This window comes from Pseudoramibacter faecis, from assembly GCF_036289405.1.
Taxonomy (GTDB): Bacteria; Bacillota; Clostridia; order Eubacteriales; family Eubacteriaceae; genus Pseudoramibacter; species Pseudoramibacter faecis.
The window spans coordinates 40,739-60,375 of record NZ_JAYFFI010000009.1 but is presented as its reverse complement, the minus strand read 5'-3'; the positions used below and the strand labels follow the sequence as shown (position 1 = coordinate 60,375).

The 19,637-nt window shown below is 42.9% G+C and carries 21 protein-coding genes and 1 riboswitch; of the genes, 15 read left to right on the top strand and 6 right to left on the bottom strand.

The window, feature by feature from the left end; genetic code table 11:
• From V3C63_RS07470 to V3C63_RS07460, 3 genes are all read left to right on the top strand, one after another.
• Positions 1-621, top strand: a complete 621-nt coding sequence (locus V3C63_RS07470) for a V-type ATP synthase subunit D (protein WP_329887170.1) — start codon at positions 1-3, stop codon at positions 619-621.
• A gap of 88 nt (positions 622-709) precedes the next feature.
• On the top strand, positions 710-991 hold the full coding sequence (locus V3C63_RS07465) for a GIY-YIG nuclease family protein (RefSeq protein ID WP_329887189.1): 282 nt from the start codon (positions 710-712) through the stop codon (positions 989-991).
• Positions 992-1,046: 55 nt separating this feature from the next.
• Positions 1,047-1,850 carry an Mrp/NBP35 family ATP-binding protein gene (locus V3C63_RS07460; protein ID WP_329887169.1) on the top strand — a complete coding sequence of 268 codons (804 nt, stop codon included), beginning with the start codon at positions 1,047-1,049 and terminating at the stop codon, positions 1,848-1,850.
• 106 nt (positions 1,851-1,956) lie between these two features.
• Here the strand turns inward: V3C63_RS07460 and V3C63_RS07455 are convergent, their stop codons facing one another.
• Both V3C63_RS07455 and abc-f read right to left on the bottom strand, forming a co-directional pair.
• Positions 1,957-2,157, bottom strand: a complete 201-nt coding sequence (locus tag V3C63_RS07455; protein ID WP_329887168.1) for a hypothetical protein — start codon at positions 2,155-2,157, stop codon at positions 1,957-1,959.
• A gap of 99 nt (positions 2,158-2,256) precedes the next feature.
• The gene (abc-f, locus tag V3C63_RS07450; protein WP_329887167.1) at positions 2,257-4,179 is read right to left on the bottom strand and encodes a ribosomal protection-like ABC-F family protein; all 1,923 of its coding nucleotides are present in this window, start codon (positions 4,177-4,179) and stop codon (positions 2,257-2,259) included.
• A gap of 176 nt (positions 4,180-4,355) precedes the next feature.
• On the opposite strand from abc-f, the gene V3C63_RS07445 reads away from it, so the two are divergent.
• The 5 genes from V3C63_RS07445 (at position 4,356) to V3C63_RS07425 (ending at position 8,080) form a co-directional block, all read left to right on the top strand.
• A complete protein-coding gene (locus tag V3C63_RS07445; RefSeq protein WP_329887166.1) occupies positions 4,356-4,985 on the top strand; it encodes a redox-sensing transcriptional repressor Rex in 630 nt (209 codons plus the stop codon).
• A 115-nt stretch (positions 4,986-5,100) separates the two neighbouring features.
• Positions 5,101-5,511 (top strand): hypothetical protein, encoded by a 411-nt coding sequence (locus V3C63_RS07440; protein WP_329887165.1) that lies wholly within the window; start codon positions 5,101-5,103, stop codon positions 5,509-5,511.
• A gap of 94 nt (positions 5,512-5,605) precedes the next feature.
• Positions 5,606-6,613: a tRNA modification radical SAM protein MnmL/YtqA gene (mnmL, locus tag V3C63_RS07435; protein ID WP_329887164.1), complete on the top strand. Its 1,008-nt coding sequence runs from the start codon at positions 5,606-5,608 to the stop codon at positions 6,611-6,613.
• 14 nt (positions 6,614-6,627) lie between these two features.
• Positions 6,628-7,470: a GTP pyrophosphokinase gene (locus V3C63_RS07430; RefSeq protein WP_329887163.1), complete on the top strand. Its 843-nt coding sequence runs from the start codon at positions 6,628-6,630 to the stop codon at positions 7,468-7,470.
• Between the two features lie 31 nt (positions 7,471-7,501).
• Positions 7,502-8,080: a Uma2 family endonuclease gene (locus V3C63_RS07425; RefSeq protein ID WP_329887162.1), complete on the top strand. Its 579-nt coding sequence runs from the start codon at positions 7,502-7,504 to the stop codon at positions 8,078-8,080.
• A 43-nt stretch (positions 8,081-8,123) separates the two neighbouring features.
• Here the strand turns inward: V3C63_RS07425 and V3C63_RS07420 are convergent, their stop codons facing one another.
• Genes V3C63_RS07420 through V3C63_RS07405 form a run of 4 tightly spaced genes read right to left on the bottom strand, consistent with a single transcriptional unit; the run spans position 8,124 to position 12,502 of the window.
• Positions 8,124-9,278 (bottom strand): hypothetical protein, encoded by a 1,155-nt coding sequence (locus tag V3C63_RS07420; RefSeq protein WP_329887161.1) that lies wholly within the window; start codon positions 9,276-9,278, stop codon positions 8,124-8,126.
• The gene (locus tag V3C63_RS07415; protein ID WP_329887160.1) at positions 9,265-11,082 is read right to left on the bottom strand and encodes a HAMP domain-containing sensor histidine kinase; all 1,818 of its coding nucleotides are present in this window, start codon (positions 11,080-11,082) and stop codon (positions 9,265-9,267) included. Before V3C63_RS07415 ends, V3C63_RS07420 begins: the two co-directional genes overlap by 14 nt.
• A complete protein-coding gene (locus V3C63_RS07410; RefSeq protein ID WP_329887159.1) occupies positions 11,082-11,768 on the bottom strand; it encodes a response regulator transcription factor in 687 nt (228 codons plus the stop codon). Before V3C63_RS07410 ends, V3C63_RS07415 begins: the two co-directional genes overlap by 1 nt.
• Positions 11,769-11,791: 23 nt before the next feature.
• Positions 11,792-12,502 (bottom strand): tRNA 2-thiocytidine biosynthesis TtcA family protein, encoded by a 711-nt coding sequence (locus V3C63_RS07405; RefSeq protein ID WP_329887188.1) that lies wholly within the window; start codon positions 12,500-12,502, stop codon positions 11,792-11,794.
• A gap of 64 nt (positions 12,503-12,566) precedes the next feature.
• Here V3C63_RS07405 and V3C63_RS07400 point away from each other — a divergent pair, with 64 nt between their 5' ends.
• The 7 genes from V3C63_RS07400 to V3C63_RS07370 all read left to right on the top strand — a co-directional run bounded on the left by V3C63_RS07400 (position 12,567) and on the right by V3C63_RS07370 (position 19,636).
• Positions 12,567-13,127 carry a COG2426 family protein gene (locus V3C63_RS07400; RefSeq protein WP_329887158.1) on the top strand — a complete coding sequence of 187 codons (561 nt, stop codon included), beginning with the start codon at positions 12,567-12,569 and terminating at the stop codon, positions 13,125-13,127.
• Between the two features lie 6 nt (positions 13,128-13,133).
• Positions 13,134-13,946: an HAD-IIB family hydrolase gene (locus V3C63_RS07395; RefSeq protein WP_329887157.1), complete on the top strand. Its 813-nt coding sequence runs from the start codon at positions 13,134-13,136 to the stop codon at positions 13,944-13,946.
• A gap of 53 nt (positions 13,947-13,999) precedes the next feature.
• Positions 14,000-15,223, top strand: coding sequence for an aminopeptidase P N-terminal domain-containing protein (locus V3C63_RS07390; protein ID WP_329887156.1), 1,224 nt, complete (start codon positions 14,000-14,002; stop codon positions 15,221-15,223).
• 74 nt (positions 15,224-15,297) lie between these two features.
• Positions 15,298-15,391: riboswitch (SAM riboswitch) on the top strand.
• Positions 15,392-15,471: 80 nt separating this feature from the next.
• Positions 15,472-16,632 (top strand): methionine adenosyltransferase, encoded by a 1,161-nt coding sequence (metK, locus tag V3C63_RS07385; RefSeq protein WP_329887155.1) that lies wholly within the window; start codon positions 15,472-15,474, stop codon positions 16,630-16,632.
• Positions 16,633-16,853: 221 nt separating this feature from the next.
• Entirely contained in the window at positions 16,854-17,540 is a 687-nt protein-coding gene (gene ftsE, locus V3C63_RS07380) for a cell division ATP-binding protein FtsE (protein ID WP_329887154.1), read from the top strand.
• On the top strand, positions 17,533-18,441 hold the full coding sequence (gene ftsX, locus V3C63_RS07375; protein WP_329887153.1) for a permease-like cell division protein FtsX: 909 nt from the start codon (positions 17,533-17,535) through the stop codon (positions 18,439-18,441). The genes ftsE and ftsX overlap by 8 nt, the downstream gene beginning before the upstream one ends.
• 25 nt (positions 18,442-18,466) lie before the next feature.
• Entirely contained in the window at positions 18,467-19,636 is a 1,170-nt protein-coding gene (locus V3C63_RS07370) for a murein hydrolase activator EnvC family protein (RefSeq protein WP_329887152.1), read from the top strand.
• Position 19,637: the final 1 nt, after the last annotated feature.

The following is a 19,637-nucleotide window of genomic DNA, read 5'->3' as shown; positions in this document are numbered from 1 at the left end:
ATGGCCGCTCAAATTAATCCGACGCGGATGGAATTAACCCGTTTAAAAACGCGTTTGGCCACAGCGACAAGAGGTCATAAGCTTTTAAAAGACAAACGAGACGAAATGGTCCGGCGCTTTATGGCCTATATTAAAAAGAATAAAGAATTGCGGGAAGAAATTGATAAAAAGCTGGCCCATGCCATGAAACGATTTTCCATTGCGGAGGCCAGAATGGGGGCTGATGCGGTCACGGAAGCATTGCTTTGTCCAGCGAGGGAGGCCTCGGTCGCAGTGGGCAAACAAAATATCATGAATGTGGACGTGCCCACGCTGCGCTATGAAGGCAAAACGGACACGGCAGATTTACCATACAGTTTTGCATTTTCATCCGGTGAATTAGATCAAGCTGTTTTGGACGTGGCGGAATTGATGCCCTTACTGGTCGAACTGGCGGAGGTCGAAAAAACCTGCAATATGTTAACCGATGAAATCGAAAAAACGCGGCGACGGGTGAACGCGTTGGAACACGTGATGATTCCGGAAATGCAGGCATCCATTAAATACATTGTGATGCGTTTGGAAGAAAATGAACGCAGCACGACCACGCGCCTGATGAAAGTGAAAGAAATGATGGCTTAGATGACGGAAACAGGCAGTCTTAACCGACTGCTTGTTTTATGTTGGCCTTGCCAACGGAAAGGCATCCGGCCATGAAATTAAACTTGTGATGAATATGGGAAAATATTATGTTTATATGCTTCAATGTGCAGATGGTTCTTTTTATACCGGATACACGAACGATTTAACTAAACGCATTAAAATCCATAATGCCGGCAGAGGGGCGAAATACACGCGCGTGCGACGACCAGTGCAATTGGTGTATTCAGAATCGTATGCTGATAAGCAAAAAGCGATGAGCCGCGAGGCCCTCATTAAGAAAAGACTGACGCATCAAGAAAAAGTCTTTTTAATTAAGCACGGTTATTCGCCGAAGTTAAGTCCATCGTGAAAATGGGACAGCTTTATGTTATAGTAATAGCAAAAGATAAATAGAAGAGGTAAAAATGAGCGAAACAGAAAAGAAAATACCCAAACGACCGGAACCGAATTTCAAAGCAGAAGCCAATCCACTGAGCTCTGTCAAAAAGATCATTGGCGTTGTCAGCGGTAAGGGGGGCGTTGGGAAAACAACAGTTACATCACAATTGGCGGTGGCCCTGCAGCGCGCCGGGTTAAAAGTGGGCATTATGGATGCAGATATCACCGGGCCTTCTATTCCCAAGGTCTTTGGCATCACAGAAAAGGCAAAGGGAACGGAGAATTATTTCTATCCGGTAACATCCAAAACAGGAATTGATTTGATGTCGATGAATCTTTTGCTTGAAAATGATACGGATCCGGTGATTTGGCGCGGGCCGGTGATCGCCGGCGCGGTCAAACAATTTTGGACAGATGTCGTATGGACGAATGAAGACGTGCTGCTGATCGATATGCCTCCGGGAACCGGGGATGTGCCGCTGACCATTTTTCAGTCGCTGCCCGTCGACGGCATTATCATAGTTACCTCGCCGCAGGATCTGGTTGCGATGATTGTTGAGAAAGCGATGAATATGGCCAAGATGATGGGCGTTTCTGTTTTGGGAGTAGTAGAAAATTATAGCTATCTGAGATGCCCGCATTGCGGCGAAAAGATTAATGTTTTTGGAGCCAGCGATTTGGCATCCATCGCAGAAGAAAAGGCGCTGGATATTTTAGGCGAATTGCCGATCGATTCTGAAGTGGCACGGTTAATGGATGCCGGCGACGTTGAAGCGATTGAAGATGTTGCTTTTTTAGACAGGGCAATTAAAAAGATTCGTTCGCTTTAAGCGCAATGGTGGCGAGAAGTTTTTTGGGTTGTTATAAAAGAGAAATAATGCAATCAAAAACCGCTGTTGGAAGTCCCAACAGCGGTTTTTGACTGGAATAAAATGGTTAATCGACATCGAAAGGGATCGCATCAAAAGTTTCAGCCATCTCTTTTGGATCGGCATCATAAATTTTTTGAATCAGCGGATTGATGATCAATTTGATGTATTCAGCATCCGGGGTGATTGGTTCCGGCTTGGCCGCATACAGGACATAGATCATTTCATTGCGGGTCGTGTGACGTACATCCTTAAAGAGAGTGTTCAAAACTTTTTTTCGTCATTATCTAAATTCAGCATAATTTTTCTCTTTCTTTTTTATTTGATGATATCAAGAAATCTTCCAGGCGACAATCGCGAAATCAGTTTATGCATTTTCTAAATCCAAGGCAAGATCCTCCCATTGGCTTAGTAATTGATTGGATTCTTTTTTTAAAACGTCGTAATCATGGGTGATTTGGGATGCTTGTTCGGTATCATTATAAAAATCGGGCTGACACATCAATGATTCGAGGTCGGCAATTTTGCCATCACAGGCCTCAATCTTTTTTTCAAGCGTTTTTAATAGATTCTTTTTTTGTCTTCGGTTTTGTTCAAGCGCCCTTGCAGCCTTGGCATTCTTGCGCTCAGCTGTTTTGGTTTTTTTGGATGCGCTGAAAGATTCCTTTTGCTGGACAGCCGACATTTGAGACAGATGCTGGTAATAATCATCGTAATTCCCTTCAAATAGGGTGGCACCCGCAGGAGAAAGTGCCAAAATTTTAGTGGCTATTCTATTGAGAAAGTATCGGTCGTGAGAGACGGCTAAAAGGGTGCCTTCGTAATCAGCAAGGGCATCTTCAAGGATTTCTTTGGTGGCCATGTCGATGTGGTTGGTCGGTTCGTCCAATAAAAGAAAATTGGCATCGGAAATCATCAGCATCGCCAGGCGCAGGCGTGCCATCTCGCCGCCGGATAAATCGGCAGTTGCTTTAAAAACACTGTCGCCGGTAAACAGAAAACGCGCGAGAATCCGACGAATTGCTCCATCAGATAGATGCGTGTCAACGGAACGAAGCGCATCGATGAGGGTCGCGGCACCGTAAGCATCGGAGTCTGCGGCTTCTTGACTGTAATAACCGGTCTGAACCTTTTGCCCGAAGAGCAGCCGTCCGCTGTCGGCAGGGAACTGGCGCATTAAGAGCTTAAGAAGGGTGGATTTGCCGACACCGTTAGGTCCGATGATACCGATTTTATCGCCGCGAAAGACTTCGAAAGACAGATCCTGAATGACCGTTTGCCGATCAAAAATTTTGACCAAATGGGAAACTTTGAGAACATCATCAGCGGAACGTACCGGCGGCTCAAAGCGTAATTTGATTTCGTGATCGTGCACTTCCTGAAAATAAGTCATTTTAGCAAGTTTTGTTTCCCGGCTTTTGGCACGCTTGATATTTTTAACGGAATGACGCGATCGCAATTGATCGATAATACCTTGCTGACGCGCCATTTCTTTGTTGTTGCGGGCAATAGCAGTCTGCCTTGCCCGATCATATTTGCGTTTTTTGACGAGAAAGTCTGAATAATTGCCTTCAAAAGACAAAAATTGATGATTAGTGATTTCGATGATGCGCGAGCAGACATGATTTAAAAAATAACGGTCATGGGAGATGATGATAAACGCATTCGGATACGATTTAAGATAGTTTTCGAGCCATGCGACGGTTTGCAAATCGAGATAATTGGTCGGTTCGTCGAGCATCAGCAAATCGGGTGTGGACAGAAGCAGAGCGCCGAGGGCGATGCGTGTTTTTTGACCGCCGCTGAAAGTATCAATGGATTTTTTTAAATCCGTTAGTTTAAAGCCAAGCCCGATTGTCACGCCGCGAATGCGACTAGGATATTCATAGCCACCCTTTTTAGCATAGGCTTCTTGAATTTTACTGAGCTTTTGCGCTAAGGTAGCCTGTTCATTGATAGATGCGCGATCAATGCGGTCCTGCAGGACCTGCATTTGATGTTCCATCTCCAAGAGTGTTGAAAAGTGTGATAGAAAAAAGGTATGCAGCGTCTGGCCGGCCTTAAATTGCGGATCCTGTCGAAGATAACCGATAGTAATGCCTTGCTTGAGATGAATGGTGCCGTTGTCTGGCAGTAAAGAGCAGGTGAGTAAATTAAAGAAAGTGGTCTTGCCGCTGCCGTTGCCGCCGATCAAACCGATTTTTTCTTTTTCTTGTACAGTGATAGATAAATCTTCAAAAATAGTGTGGCTGCCATAGCCAAAATTTAAATGTTGAATTGATAGTAACATGTTGAATCCTCTGATATTTGATGTTTCTCATGATAACAGAAAACGCGTCAATTTGTCATCTTTGATTGCTAAAAGATGCATCTTTATGACATAATAATGAATTGATTCTTTTTTCACAAATTGATATAATCACCTCAAAACGAGTATGCATAGATGACATATAGAGGAGAATAAGAATGCAGAGTTATGCAAAGAAAGTCTCGATGAGCGTGGTAAAGAGGCTTCCTAAATATTATCGTTACTTAAATGATTTAAGTGAGCGAGGTTTTGAAAAGATTTCATCGAAAGAGCTTGCTGATTTGATGGGGCTAACGGCATCTCAGATTCGTCAGGATTTGAATTCGTTTGGCGCTTACGGCCAACAAGGCTATGGCTATAAGGTAGAAGATTTAAAGAACGCCATTATAAAAATTTTAGGGATTGACCGACCGTATAATTGTGTAATTATCGGCGCGGGGAATTTAGGTCGGGCCATTTCACACTATGAAGGGTTTAAGAATCAAGGGATTCGCATTAAAGCCATGTTTGATATTGATCCCCAAAAAGTCGGCAAATCCCGTGACGGGATCCCGATTCTCCACATGGACCAATTGGAAGAATTCCTTGCCGGAAATAATATCAGCATTGCGATTCTCTGTGTACCGCGGACAATCGGTCAGGGGACGGCTAATCGAATTTGCAGGGCCGGCATTAAGGCCATTATGAACTTTGTACCATTAGATTTGGATGTGCCTAAAGGCGTGATGGTTGAAAATGTGAATATCACGGATAGCCTTTTTACACTAACTTATTTATTAAATGAATGATGACAGTGTGAGATACAGAGAATATAAAAATAACTAAAATTGATAAAAAAGGATTGTATATTATCGTTTTCACCGTTATAATTGAATTAACAACTTAGAAAGCAGGTGTCTACTAATGATTGAATTTGTTTACGGAGCAAAAGGAAGCGGTAAGACAAAGAGAATGATTGATATGGCCAATGGCGAAATCGAAAACGCGAAAGGTCAAGTTCTTTTTATTAACGATCGCGATAAATACAGAGTGACAGTTGATACGCAGATTCGTTTCGTTAATTCCGATGAATTTGCAATTAAAGGGGAAGCTGAACTTTATGGCTTCATTTGTGGCGTGATCGGTGGCAATTATGACATTGACACCATTTATATCGATAATGTGTTGAGAATTCTCGATGCCGATGGTCCGCAGGATATAGAAGGTTTGTTAAAGCGTTTAGACACGATTCAAAAAAAGCAGGAAATCAAATTCGTACTCAGCCTAAGTTGTGAAGAAACAGACATTCCGGAATGTGTTAAAAAGTTTTTATAATCTTACAAATAGATAATATGTCGGTAAGGCGCCGATTGTATGATGGTATACAATCGGCGTTTATCAGTTTTTCTAAAAAATCAGCGTTGTTAAAATGAAACAGAAGGATCTAAAAGATCAAAGTATAGCGACAACCCGCTTTTCAGATCAATTGACAGAGTTTCCCTATTACCCCTATTCCCAGTGGCTTAAAACACACTATGGAGAAAAAGTTTATAAAATTCCAATTAATGCAGCGGGAACGTGTCCCAATCGTGATGGTAAAATCGGGTATGGAGGCTGTATTTTTTGTGGTGCGTTTGGTGGCGGGAATGAAACACTGCGAGGATCAATCAATATTTCAGAACAGCTTGAGATCAATAAAGCTTATATTGGCAAGCGGTATCATGCTCGAAAATTTATTCCTTTTCTCCAAGATTTTTCGAACACCTATTTGCCCTTTGATCAATTCAAGAAAAATATCACGGCCTGTCTCGAAGATGATGTGGTGGGAATTGCTATTTCGACGCGGCCGGACTGTGTCACGAATCAACAAATTGATTGGTTGAAGGATTTTAAACAGCAACATCATATCGATATTGTTATTGAGCTAGGACTTCAGAGTGTCAATGCGCATTCCCTTCAAGAATTGAATCGGGGGCATGGGTTGGTTGACTATATTGATACCGCGCTTCGTATAAAATCAGCTGGGCTGCAGCTGTGTACACATATGATTTTGGATTTGCCCTGGGATGACGATCTGGACATCATTGAAGGTGCAAAACTCCTATCTGTAGTAAAAAATGATTTTGTTAAGTGCCATTCGCTTTATATCGAAAAGGGAACCGAGTTGGCAAAAATGATTGCCTTGAAAGAGGTGCATCTGTTATCCCTTGAAACGTATCTGCATCGAGCTAAATTATTTTTGGGTTATTTAGATCCTAAAATTGCACTGCAGCGAATTATTGGACGGGCACCAAAACGGGACTCGATCTTGACAAATTGGAATACGAGTTGGTGGAAGATTCGGGATCAGTTGGTGGATGAGATGGTTGAGGTTGGCTTAAAGCAAGGGGACTTCCTGAAGGCAGACCGGGAAAAATTGTCAGATTGTATGAATTGACGGGGAGATCAAAAATGAAAACACAAAATTGGCAAACGCTTCTGATTCCCTATCAACAAGCGGTTGATGAGCTCTTGCTGAAAATCAATCATTTACGGCAACAGAGTATGCAACTCGGAGAAAATTCACCCATTGAGACGGTGACCGGCCGGGTAAAGTCGATTTCGAGCATTCTTGAAAAGATCAATAAATACGACTACGATGTCGACGAAGTGGAAGATAAAATTCGAGACATTGCGGGTATTCGCATTATCTGCCAATTTATTGAGGATATTTATGAAGTGTCCAATATGTTTTTTGATCGAGACGGAAAAGATCTGAAAGTCGTTCAAATAAAAAATTATTTACGAGGGGAAGATCATTCTCTTTTCCAAAGTGGGCAAGGTCATCCCAAAGAAAGCGGTTATCAAAGTTATCACATGATCATCAGTTACCCGGTGATCAGTTCATTAGGGTATCGGGAAGTGTTTGTGGAAATTCAAATTCGGACATTGGCAATGAACTTTTGGTCAGTCATTGAGCATTCACTGAATTATAAATACAAAGGCCGCGTGCCCCGTGTGATTCGGGAACGCCTGACCAACACGGCAGGAACGGTTAACCGCTTGGATAATGAAATGGCAGTAATCCGAGATGAAATTTTATCAGCGCAAAAACTTTTTAAAATGAAATCCGGGACGGTTAATGATATACTGGATAATATCCTCAATTTGCGCAAGCTAAAGCAAGGGACTTTAGCTGACGCCTATGAACAAGAATTTCAAGTTATTTCTGCAAAGGAGGATCTCATTCAGCTCATCCTTTTAAAAAAGGAATTGGAGTCAGAAGTTGGCAGGATCAAAGGAGATGCCCTTTAAAACGGAAAAAGATAAAAGGAGATCTATGCGAATGAAAATAGAAAAAAAACAATCGCCGGAAACAACAGAGATTTTGAGTCGCCAGATGGATGAGCCGTTAATAGCTGACGAAGCGGAATCGGATGAAAAAATGCCAGCCGTGCAGGGAGAATTAATCAATGGTGTAGAATATGCTAAAAACACAGTTGATACAAATGCGAAGGCCATTGTCAAGTTCTTCCAATCCATTTTGGGACAATACCGTTTGAGTCATCGCCCCTTGGATACCATTGGTGATATGAACGGTGTTTTAAAAATCGAAGCCATGGAAAAAACACAACTGCGGCCGTCTCTTTCCGTGACGATTAACGGGAGTTCTTTTCCTGACTGGATTATTGAGGTGGTTTCGCCGGATGAGGAAGAAATGACTTATCTAATGAAAACAGGAATTTATGCCGAAGTTGGCGTTCGTGAATATTGGATTGTCGATCCAGAGAAAAAAGTGATCTTGGATTACGATTTTGGAAAGCATGGATTCGTTCCTAAAATTTACGACACGCCGCAGCGAATTAAAGTTGGGATCTATAAAGACTTGTTTATTTCATTTTCAGATATTTTTAAAGCCCGATAAAATGCAAAAAGTCTCAGTTATTTAGTGACTGAGGCTTTTTGGCTTACTTTAGATCAATGCGATAGATGGCTTCATTTCCGCGATTGCTTTTATCCGGGATTTCAACGGAAAAGAAAAGTGTACTGCTTTTCTTTTTTTGGTGACTAAAAACAGATGATGATAATCGAAGGGGTGAGGTGAGCTGTTTTTGCTGTTTTGTATTAAGATCAATGTATTGGAGAGTTGCAGCATTAGAAAACGTGGAGCCATGTCCTTGGGACACAATGACTGCGTCGCGCTTCAATGCCGTTATCCGATAGAAATATCCGGTCGTTATTTTCTTGATTTGTAACGTTTTGAGCGAATACGTTTTGATCTGCCTTTGACAATCCATTGTTCGCAGATAAACAAGGCGATGGTCTTGGTTCATCCAATCAAAATCGGTAACCTTGTGGTCAATGATCTGCAATTTTAGCGGCTGCCGTTTTGCACGCGGATAATTTTTTAAGACGGTAGTATAAAAGGTTGGAATATCGTCATTCTTTTTCTGTCCTAAAAAAAACAGCTGATGCGTTTGGGGAATGCAATATATTTTTGAAATAATTAATGGCAGGGGCAGGTTGAATACCCGACGATTTTGATGCGAATCAATGACGATCAGATGCCCGGACTGGTCAGCATAAAGTAAATGCGTTTCGTCGGTCGCACACAATGCCGGCTGCACGGATTCGCCGGGAAGAGAGAGCGCTTTGGTCAAGGCACGGTTGAGCGAAGACCACACTAATTGATAACGGTGGGAGCCGTTTGAAGCGGTGTTTTGTGCGTTGAGGTAATACACGCCTTTACCATCGCCTTGAAAAACCGTTGCCGTCGCTTGTTTATCTGAGGTGATAAAATTTTGATTGGAACCATTTTGCGGATTGAGCAGATTTACCGTGTAGGCAACAGGCGGAACGGTAGAGGCATTGGTAACCAGCAAAACAGATTGCTTGGGATTGATGGCTTGGATATGGCCGTAACCGATTTGTGAAAAATTGGCGACGCGAATATTTGCTGGCACAGACTGATAGGCTTTACGGCTTGAGAGGGCGCGAATTTGATCAACCGGGATAAAAATTGCGCGGCATCCTGAACAGAGAAAAAAGACAGCAAAGATAAGCCCCGCCCACAAGATGAACTTGATGTGTCTGAATTGAAGTGTTGTATTATTGTGGTGCATGAGGATTCTCCTCCTGTTCATAAGCGCCGATGTAAGGCAGCAAGACCATCACGTTGGTGCCTTCTCCCAATTTGCTCTCAATTTGAATACGCCCATGATGTTTTTCGGCGATCTGCTTTACCAAATAAAGGCCGAGACCGGCGCCACCCTCGCCGCTGCTGCGGGAACGATCTTCGTCGACGCGGTAAAAAGCATCAAAAATTTTTTGAAGTTCATTATCGGACATGCCGATACCGTAGTCGCGAATGGAAGTTACCAAATAATTGGAATCAACGGTAGAAACCACGTCAATAATATCGCCGTCATTGGAATACTTAATGGCATTGTGCAGGATATTGATAAATAATTGGGCCAAACGGTCATAATCGCCAAGGATCTCCGGCAAGTGATCATCTGATTTATAGGTGATGGCAATCCCGCGGGGCCCGGCTTTAATGTGCATCTGATCAATGACGTCCGAGAGTAAATTGTGGAGGTCAAGATTGGTCCGACGCACGTCAAATTCTCTAAGATCGAGCCGGTTGGCATTGAGCAAATCATCCACAAGACGCAACAATCGATTGCCTTCATGATTGATGGTATTCAAAGAATTTTCGAGAATTTGGCCGTCGACAATATGCCGCCGCGTTAACATATCGGTGTAGCCGATGATGGTGGTTAACGGCGTGCGCAGTTCGTGAGAAACAGAACTGATGAATTTTCGCTGATCTTCGTGAAATTGCTTGGTTGCGGTCGCGTTTCGGATGATCAGCAAATAGTTTTCCTCGACACCGACGCCGCCGATAGGGCTGCCGATGATCAAAAGTGATCGGTCGTCGCAGTCAATTTCTTCTGAGATATGATTTTTACCATTGCGCAGTTGATCAAAAATATCGCGCAAAAACGATTGAAATTGGAAGTCATAAATGGTTTTAGGATTGGTGACATTAAAGTATTTTTTGATATAAGCGTTGGACGTGATGATGGTGCCATCGCGATCGAGGGCTAAAACGCCGTCATCAAAGGCGGCCAATACGGACGCTAAACGTTGGCGTTCCATATCCAATTGTCGGATTACGTGGGCTGTGTTGGCTGCCATCTGATTGAAAACCTGTGCTAATTGGCCAATTTCATCTTTTCGGCCATAACTGATTTGGACGTTATATTCACCTTTGGTCATTTTGTGAGCGATTTGGGTAAGATCGGTGATAGGGACCATAAGATATTTCGAAAGGCGAAAAATGATAGCCAGCAGGATAGAAAGACTCAAACTTGCAGCCAATAAATATAATCGAATAATGTGCATGAGCATCGCATTGAGCGCATTAAGTGAGAAATAAATTCCCAGATAACCGAGGACATGGCCGTTCACCTTTAACGGCGAGATGTATAAAAGATAAGGCTTATCACCGTGGCTGTGATAATAAAAGGAACTTTGATGAATGGTTTTTAACTTAGCGGATATTGGTTGAATGCTGTTATTAAAATCTTGATTGTGCTGGGAAGAAGTGCCCAACAGTTCTTGGTTTCGGTTCCAAAGAAAGATGTTGGTATTGGTATTTTCCAGCTGGAATAACGACCTGGCCCAGGCGGATGCATTTTTTTGATACGCAGCGTGAAGGTCTTGAGCATCGAGGTGGCCGTAGCCCTTTTCCTGGCGAATAAAAAGAATGGTATCTCGATGCATCTGTTCAGCGCGGGCAATGCGACGGGAAAGTCCAATAAAAAGGGTTCCTTGAATCAACATAATCAGGATAATGGAGAAGATGGAAAGATAAGCAAAAAAGTTGTAGAGGACCATGCGGTTGCGGTAAGACTGACGCATTATACTTTCCTCATTTTATAGCCGATACCAAAAACCGTTTGAATTAATTTGTTTGGATGGATATCAATCTTGCGGCGGATGCGCTGAATATGCATGTCAACTGTTCGTGTGTCACCATAATAATCGTATCCCCAAATTTCTTTGAGCAATTCATCTCGGGGAAAAACCTGTTCCAAATGAGATGCCAAAAGCAGAAGCAGATCAAATTCCTTTGGTGTCAGGTGAATTTCATGGTCGTCAAGTTTAACAATTCGCTCATCCGGGATGATGTAAAGCGGACCGTTAATAATTTTGGCGGATTGCATATCGGCGGTCGTGATTTTTTTTGCTCGGCGTAAATGCGCTTTGATTCGCGCCAATAATTCACGATTGTCAAAAGGTTTGGTTAAGTAATCATCGGCACCGAGTTCTAGGCCTAATACTTTGTCAACAATATCGGTTTTTGCTGTGAGCAAGATGATGGGAATATCCAATTTCTGTTGGATCTCTTTACAAACATCATAGCCGTTTTTTTTCGGTAGCATAATATCAAGCACAATCAGATCAGGATAGGATTCAAAGGATTTGGCGAGGGCCTCTTCGCCGTCAAAAGCTGTGATGACCTGATAACCTTCAAAGGTCAGTTCCATTTTGATAAGGTCGACGATGGCCTTTTCGTCATCCACCACTAAAATTTTTTCATTCATCGATTCCCTCCGAAATTAGAGTTTTAAAACCATAGTCGCATTTGATTTTTATTTTGAATCGCACTTATAATCCTCGGATTTAGATCTGGAATTTCTTTTTTGAGCTGTTCGAGCATATTCTTAACAGTTTGGCGTTTGGTGTGACCGTCGGCAGGACAGGTGCTTTTTATCAGCGGCAGGCGCTGGCAGGTTTTATCAAAGATAATATCCTTTTCCTTGACGAAAACCAGCGGACGGATCAGCGTAATCTGCTTGCGGTCAAGATAAGCCACCGGCATAAAGGTGTTGATGCGGCTCTCATAAAGCAGACTGAGAAAAAAAGTTTCGACCACGTCATCCGAGTGGTGCCCGAGAGCAATTTTATTGCAGCCCAGTTCCTTGGAAAGATTATGCAGGGCACCGCGCCGCATGCGCGCACAGAGTGCACAAGGATTTTTCTCTTGCCGGATATCAAAGACAACCTTGGTGATGGCAGATTTTTTAATGGTGTAGGGCACGTTGATGTGTCGACAATAATCAGCTATCGGAGAGAAATCCATCCCTTCCAGTCCTGCATCCAGCGTGATGGCTTCTAGTTCAAAGGGAATAGGTGAAAATTTTTGATAACGAGCCATTGCAGCCAACAGCGCCATACTGTCCTTGCCGCCGGAGATGCCAATGGCTATGCGATCGCCTGGCGAGATCATATCGAATTGTTGGATGGCCCTTCGCATTGGACTGAGAATTTTCTGCATCATTGATTTCATGCGCAAGCCTTTCTAAGCAGTATTTATTGAAATTTTTATGAATTGCGGTACAATGAATAAACAAATTTATTTTATCACAAAAAAAATGACAATTCATTACGAAAGGAGATTTTTAGTGGCACACACAATCATCCAATTTTTTTCTTTTTTGCCTAATTGGCTGGAGGTTTTTGTTATTGCCTTTGTGCCTATCGTAGAATTGCGGGGGGCGATTCCCTGGGGCACGCTAATGCTGCACATGCCTTATCTTAATGTTTTTCTTTTGGCATGGCTTGGTTCCATTTTGCCGGCCCCTTTTATTTTAAAATTTATTCCGGCCATTCTCACCTGGATGCGCACAAAGAAGGGTGTGTTAAGACGTATGGCAGAATGGATTCATACGCGGGGAATTAATAAATCTCAGCAGATTACCAAATACAAATTTTGGGGACTTATGATATTTGTGGCCATTCCATTGCCGGGAACCGGTGTTTGGACGGGCTGCCTTGCGGCCTCACTTATTGAAATGGATTTTAAGCGAGGGGTGCTTTCTGTTGTTTTAGGATCGGCAATCGCCGGCGTGATTGTGACATTGCTGTGTGCTTTTGGTCTGATGGCTGTTAGTGCGCCATAGAAGATTATGAAGGCCCAGAAAAAGATTCGGTTAATGGCGTTGGATCTGGACGATACACTCTTGACAACGGATAAACGTTTTACGGAAAGAACTCGGGAAGTGCTTCAAGAGTGTATGAATCGCGACATTCGCGTGGTGACCGCCAGCGGTCGTTTTTTAGAATCGCAATTGATTTTTGTAAAAAATCTGCATCTCGGGATAGAACATTCGCCGCAGATCGGTGATGGCGGCGGAACCATTTTTACCGAAGAAAAATTATTGTGGCGTTTGGGCAAGATGACGAAGGCTCAGGTAAAAGCGGTGTTGGCGCAAATTCGCAGGTATCGGCTTAAAGCTTATATTGCGGACGGATTGAATGTTTATTATGAACGCCAATATCCGGAAATGAAGCATCTTTATGCTGCACAAACAACAGTCCGACGCCGCTATGTTTATCCGGTTGACGATTTATCCGAGATTGAAAATCCGTTGCGTTTTATTTTTTATTGTAAAAATAGGATGGAGATGGCGAAGGTCCGGCAAATTCATGTTTCAGGGATGAGTGTTTATCACGGTGGCCGCACCATTATGGAAATCGCATCGAATGAAATGAATAAATTTCAAGCCCTGAATTTTTTATGCCGGCATTATGGCTTGTCGATGGATGAAGTGGCCGCGATCGGTGACAGTGAAAATGATTTGCCCATGATTCGCGGCGTGGGGCTTGGGATGGCGGTAGGCAATGCCGCGTCCATTTTAAAATCTGAGGCGGACGCGGTTGGTCCATGGAGTAACGACGAGGATGGTGCTGCAAAACTGATTGAAAAATATGTGTTATAGCAATTAAAATTAAAGTTACTAATTGACTCGATATAAGAAAGTGTGAAAATATTATGACGATCGAGGAAGAAAAGACATGCTTGAGAGCGGAAGATTATTATAGACAACGTCGGAAAAAATTGGCAGGAATGCTGCCGGGGGAAGCCGCAGCCATTATCTATGCCGGCAGGGAAGTGACCAAATCATTAGATGAAAATTATCCTTTTTGCGTAAACAATAATTATTTTTATTTTACGGGATTAACCGAGCCAGAGGGAATTTTCGTAATGGCAAAAGACGGTGGAACGATTCACAGTCATCTTTTTATCAGAAAGCCGGATCCAGACAAAGAAAAATGGTTTGGCCGTTATCTTACTGCGGCAGAGGCTAAACAAATTTCAGATATTGACGCAGTTGATTATCTTGAAAACTTTGATAAATGGTTTCTGGCTGAAGTCAAAGAAAAGACACTTTATATGGACGACACCCTGCCGGCGCATCAAGTCTTGGATATTGAAGGTTACTCCTTCAAGGGTTTGATGCCGATGTTGTCAGAACTCCGTCTGATTAAAGACGATTATGAAGTGGCGATGCTGCGTCGCGCGATTGATATTACCGACAAAGGGATTCATGCGATTTTGAAACAGATGCAGCCTGGTCAATATGAATATCAGATGGAAGGTCTTTTCGAATATATGGTTTATGATCACGGATCTGAGGAGGTTTCGTTTGAAACCATCGCCGCATCGGGAGAAAATGGTCCGATCTTGCATTATATGACCAATCGAAATATTCTAAAAGATCACACCATGGTTTTATTTGATCTTGGCGCTCGCTATCGCGGCTACTGCGCCGATATCAGTCGTACGTTTCCGGTGGGCGGCCGCTATATGAAAGATCAAAAAAAATTATATAATGCGGTTCTCCAAGCACAAAAAGAAATCATCACCTATTATCAGGCCGGGGCAGAAATGAAGGACGTGCAGCAGGTGTCTCGGGAATTGCTTTGGCAATATGGTAGCGAAACGGGATTATTTGCTAAGAATGCGACGATTGATGATTATTATTATCATGGCATCGGTCATTCGTTGGGGTTGGACACACACGATTTATGTGAAAGCCGCGCATTGAAATTAGAACCGGGCATGGTGATAACCTGTGAGCCCGGTCTTTATATGGCTGATCGAGCCGTGGGGATTCGAATTGAAGATGACATTCTGATCGCGGACGACGGGCCAGTTGTTTTGTCACAACAAATCATCAAAGAGGCGGACGCGATTGAGGCCGCCATGGCTTGAAGCGCATGAAAAATTGTGATGCTACTTGACAAACAGTTTTCAGAACGTTACTATGTTCACCATAATTGAATATTGACCTATCCAGAGTGGTGGAGGGAAAGGCCCGATGAAACCCGGCAACCAGCTTTTGCATGGTGCCAATACCTTCAGAAATCTGAGTGATGGGATTCATAAAATCCCAAGCTTTGCCGTGGGATTTTTTTATAGGCGACATTTAATTATGATTTTAATCGTTGAAAGGAGAAAGCATGAAGAGATTATTTACTTCAGAATCGGTCACCGAAGGTCATCCGGATAAAATCTGTGACCAAGTTTCGGATGCAGTGCTGGATGCCATTTTGTCAGAGGATCCGATGGGGCGTGTGGCCTGTGAAACGTCTGTTGCAACAGGATTGGTTTTGGTCACAGGTGAAATTACGACGGGTTGTTATGTGGATATTCCTAAGGTGGTCCGCGAAACGATTCGGGAAATTGGCTATGATCGCGCTAAATACGGATTTGACTGTGATACCTGTGCGGTGTTAACGTCAATTGATGAACAATCACCGGATATCGCTATGGGGGTTGATCGATCTTTGGAATCCAAAGAAGGCGGTGATCTTAATACCGGCGCCGGGGATCAGGGAATGATGTTCGGCTATGCTTGTGACGAAACAGAAGAATATATGCCGATGCCGATTTCTTTGGCACACAAACTGACGAAAAAATTAACAGAAGTCCGGAAAAACGGTACACTGGCATATTTGCGTCCTGATGGGAAATCCCAAGTGACCGTTGAATATCAGGATGATAAACCAGCTCGTGTGGATACCGTGGTTATTTCCACTCAGCACAGCGCCAAAGCCGATGCCGAAACCATTCGCCGAGACATCATTGAGCACGTGATTAAAGCGGTCGTCGATGCCGATATGATGGATGAGAATACTAAGATCTTTGTTAATCCGACCGGTCGTTTTGTGGTCGGGGGGCCGCAGGGGGATGCCGGTTTGACCGGGAGAAAAATCATTGTTGATACTTACGGTGGCGTCGGTCGGCACGGCGGCGGTGCATTTTCCGGGAAGGATCCGACAAAAGTCGACCGTTCGGCAGCATATGCAGCGCGATGGGTTGCTAAGAATATTGTTGCCGCCGGTTTGGCAAAGCGTGCAGAAGTCCAGCTGGCATATGCGATCGGCGTGGCGAAGCCTGTTTCAATTTATGTTGATACCTTTGGGACAGGCACCATTTCGGATGATCAAATTGTTGCTTTGATTGAAGAAAATGTCGATCTTAGGCCAGATGCAATCATCAAAAACCTGGATTTGAGAAGACCCATTTATAAACAGACAGCCGCTTATGGTCACTTCGGCAGAAACGATTTAGATCTGCCTTGGGAAAGGCTTGATTTAGTGGATTGCTTTAAGAAATGAAGCAGGTATTTTTAATATTTAAAATTGCGTGTCGCAAGGCAAAACTCTTCGGCACGTAATTTTTTTGATCTAAAATCTTGAATAAATCTTGATTGGATTTGTATATTTACAGCTCATGCGGTATAATAAATGCGTTTAATTCAGATGGAATTTTGCGTTTGCGTTAACGGTATGTTCAAGATGTACGAAAAATAGATTAAGAAAGCGTGGTATAGATAGTAATGATAGAATTTGTTGATGTGACCAAAACATATGAAAAGAATGAAAAAGACGCTTTAAAGGATGTTAATTTATTTATTGATAATGGCGAATTTGTCTTTTTAGTAGGACGAAGTGGTGCTGGAAAATCGACTTTCATCAAATTGCTGTTAAGAGAAATTGATGCGACCAGTGGTGTTGTTAAAATCAAAGGCCATGATATTTCGCAGTTAACAAAAAAGGAAATTCCGTATTTGCGAAGAAAATTAGGGGTTGTTTTTCAGGATTTTCGGCTTTTAGAAAACAAGAATGTGTATGAAAATGTGGCCTATGCTATGGAAATCATTGGCCGGCCGGAAAAGAAAATACGTAAAAAGGTTCCATTGGCGCTGAGTATGGTGGGGCTGTCAGATCGCATGTATCATTATCCTCACGAGTTATCGGGCGGTGAGCAGCAGCGGGTGGTTATCGCCAGAGCGATCATCAATAATCCAAGTATTTTGATTTGTGATGAACCGACAGGGAATCTCGATCCGGAAACATCGAAAGATATTATGCGCATTTTGCTGGAAATTAATCGGCATGGGACAACGGTCGTTGTGGTTACCCACGATATGAACATTGTCAAAACGCTTAATAAACGGGTTTTAACCCTTGAGGGCGGATTCCTAACGGGCGATAGCGTTAAAGGTGGTATCCAGAATGTTTAATTTGAGACGTTCAACGATCAGAGATGCAGCGCAGAGTCTGCGGCGCAATTCGTTGATGAGTCTTGCGTCCATATTGGCAATAACGGCCGCTTTGATTATCCTCGGCATCTTTTTGGTGTTAACCATGAATATTCATCAGGTCACTTCCAATGTTGAGGATGAATTACAAATTCAGGTTTTTTTGACACAGAATCATACTGAGCAGCAAAAAGATGCTTTGATGAACCGGATGAAACGAAATGATTTGGTGCAAAAAGTAACTTATGAGTCGAAAAGCCAGGCTTTAAAGAAATTTTCGGCATCACTTCAAAACTCGTCTGATTTAATGAGCGGTTTTAACCGCAAAAACAACCCGATGCCGGATTCTATCATCATTCGTGCTAAAAATGCAGATAATCTTCAAAAAATTAAAAATGATATTTCGAAGTATAATAATGGATCCGTCGGGATTGAATATATCAAATACGGCCGAGATTATATCAAGGCGCTAACAAACTTCAGTCATTTTGTCAATATGCTTTGCTTGGTGGTTGTCATTGTGCTTTCCGTTATTTCTTATTTCCTGATTTACAACACGATTAAGTTGACGGTCTTTGCTCGCCGAAAGGAAATCGGTATTATGAAATATGTCGGAGCGACAGACGGATATATACGGGCACCTTTCTTATTGGAAGGAGCGATTCTCGGCATTATCGCCGCGTTAGCGGCGACATTGGCCATTCGGACTGGTTATTTTTATGTGCTTGGCTATCTGAGTGGGAACGCACTGATGCCGATCTCCGCGAATTTGGCCTCTCCAGCGTTAGTCGTTAGTCAGATCGTTGTGTTCTTTTTGATTTATGGTATTGTAATCGGGACATTTGGAAGTCGCGTTGCCATCAGTAAATTCCTCGATGTTTAGTGGCATGGATTGGGGTTTGAATAGGATGAAGAGAAAAATCAAACAAAAAAGTTTGGCGGTAGTCTTAACATTGATTTGTACTGCTTTTGTGACCACCCCGGTTCTGGCTGGTAACCAAGCAGATCTGACAGCAAAAAAGAACCAGGCGTTAAAGCAAAAAGCACAGGCAGAAGAACATATCAATACCACACAAACAACAATTCAGGGATTGACACAAGCTTTAACGTCGCTTGACAATAAAATAAAAACAGCTAATCAAGAGATTGAAAAAACCAATGCATTAAAAGCCAATTATCAACGGCAAATCGCATCGAAACAATTTGAGATTGATCAACTGAAAGTTCAGCAGCAAAAGCAACAATCAAATTTGAACGAGCGTTTGCGTGTAATGTATATGTATGGCAAAGAAAGTTACACGACGATGATGTTTTCGTCCAAAAATTTTGCGGAGTTGGTGGGGCGCATAAAATTGATCAAATCAATCGCGGCAGCAGATCAGCAGAAACTTGATTCCCTAAAATCCATACAGGTTGATGTAGAAACGAAGAAGAAAAATCTGCAATCCATTCAAACCAATTTAGAAGCAACATCGCGGAAGCAGGTCCAAGCAAAACAGGATTTGGAAAGAGCGCGAACGGAACAAAAAACATTACTTGAAAAAAACAAAACGTTGGTCGCGCAGTATCAAGCAGAGGTTCGGAAGCAAAATCAGGTTATTCAATCGGCCGATAATGAAATGGCTGCCATTGCAAAGGCTGAAAGCGCAGCAGGGCAGACGTCAACTGAAAAAGCATCAAGTGCTTCGTCAGGATTTAGATGGCCCGTTTCGGTTAAGCATATCACTTCCGGATTTGGTAAACGTTCATCTCCGGGCGGTGTCGGCAGCATTAATCATCAGGGAATTGACATTGGCGCCGGCCAGGGGGCTCCTATCTACGCCTCGGCCTCCGGTACGGTGATCTTTGCCGGCACAAATGGCGGTTATGGCAATTGTGTGATGATTAATCACGGCAATGGGGTAACAACGTTATATGGCCATCAAAGCAGAATTGTCGTGTCCAAAGGGCAGCGGGTAAATCAGGGCGACGTGATTGGTTATGTCGGTTCAACCGGACATTCGACTGGCCCGCACCTGCATTTCGGTGTGATGAAAAACGGAATCTTTGTTAATCCGCTTAATTATGTCCATCCATAAT

Coding starts and splice junctions, on each gene's coding strand:
- V3C63_RS07470 (WP_329887170.1), top strand. CDS start 1: ATGGCCGCTCAAATTAATCCGACGCGGATGGAATTAACCCGTTTAAAA.
- V3C63_RS07465 (WP_329887189.1), top strand. CDS start 710: ATGAATATGGGAAAATATTATGTTTATATGCTTCAATGTGCAGATGGT.
- V3C63_RS07460 (WP_329887169.1), top strand. CDS start 1,047: ATGAGCGAAACAGAAAAGAAAATACCCAAACGACCGGAACCGAATTTC.
- abc-f (WP_329887167.1), bottom strand. CDS start 4,179: ATGTTACTATCAATTCAACATTTAAATTTTGGCTATGGCAGCCACACT.
- V3C63_RS07445 (WP_329887166.1), top strand. CDS start 4,356: ATGCAGAGTTATGCAAAGAAAGTCTCGATGAGCGTGGTAAAGAGGCTT.
- V3C63_RS07440 (WP_329887165.1), top strand. CDS start 5,101: ATGATTGAATTTGTTTACGGAGCAAAAGGAAGCGGTAAGACAAAGAGA.
- mnmL (WP_329887164.1), top strand. CDS start 5,606: ATGAAACAGAAGGATCTAAAAGATCAAAGTATAGCGACAACCCGCTTT.
- V3C63_RS07430 (WP_329887163.1), top strand. CDS start 6,628: ATGAAAACACAAAATTGGCAAACGCTTCTGATTCCCTATCAACAAGCG.
- V3C63_RS07425 (WP_329887162.1), top strand. CDS start 7,502: ATGAAAATAGAAAAAAAACAATCGCCGGAAACAACAGAGATTTTGAGT.
- V3C63_RS07420 (WP_329887161.1), bottom strand. CDS start 9,278: ATGCACCACAATAATACAACACTTCAATTCAGACACATCAAGTTCATC.
- V3C63_RS07415 (WP_329887160.1), bottom strand. CDS start 11,082: ATGCGTCAGTCTTACCGCAACCGCATGGTCCTCTACAACTTTTTTGCT.
- V3C63_RS07410 (WP_329887159.1), bottom strand. CDS start 11,768: ATGAATGAAAAAATTTTAGTGGTGGATGACGAAAAGGCCATCGTCGAC.
- V3C63_RS07405 (WP_329887188.1), bottom strand. CDS start 12,502: ATGCAGAAAATTCTCAGTCCAATGCGAAGGGCCATCCAACAATTCGAT.
- V3C63_RS07400 (WP_329887158.1), top strand. CDS start 12,567: ATGAATAAACAAATTTATTTTATCACAAAAAAAATGACAATTCATTAC.
- V3C63_RS07395 (WP_329887157.1), top strand. CDS start 13,134: ATGAAGGCCCAGAAAAAGATTCGGTTAATGGCGTTGGATCTGGACGAT.
- V3C63_RS07390 (WP_329887156.1), top strand. CDS start 14,000: ATGACGATCGAGGAAGAAAAGACATGCTTGAGAGCGGAAGATTATTAT.
- metK (WP_329887155.1), top strand. CDS start 15,472: ATGAAGAGATTATTTACTTCAGAATCGGTCACCGAAGGTCATCCGGAT.
- ftsE (WP_329887154.1), top strand. CDS start 16,854: ATGATAGAATTTGTTGATGTGACCAAAACATATGAAAAGAATGAAAAA.
- ftsX (WP_329887153.1), top strand. CDS start 17,533: ATGTTTAATTTGAGACGTTCAACGATCAGAGATGCAGCGCAGAGTCTG.
- V3C63_RS07370 (WP_329887152.1), top strand. CDS start 18,467: ATGAAGAGAAAAATCAAACAAAAAAGTTTGGCGGTAGTCTTAACATTG.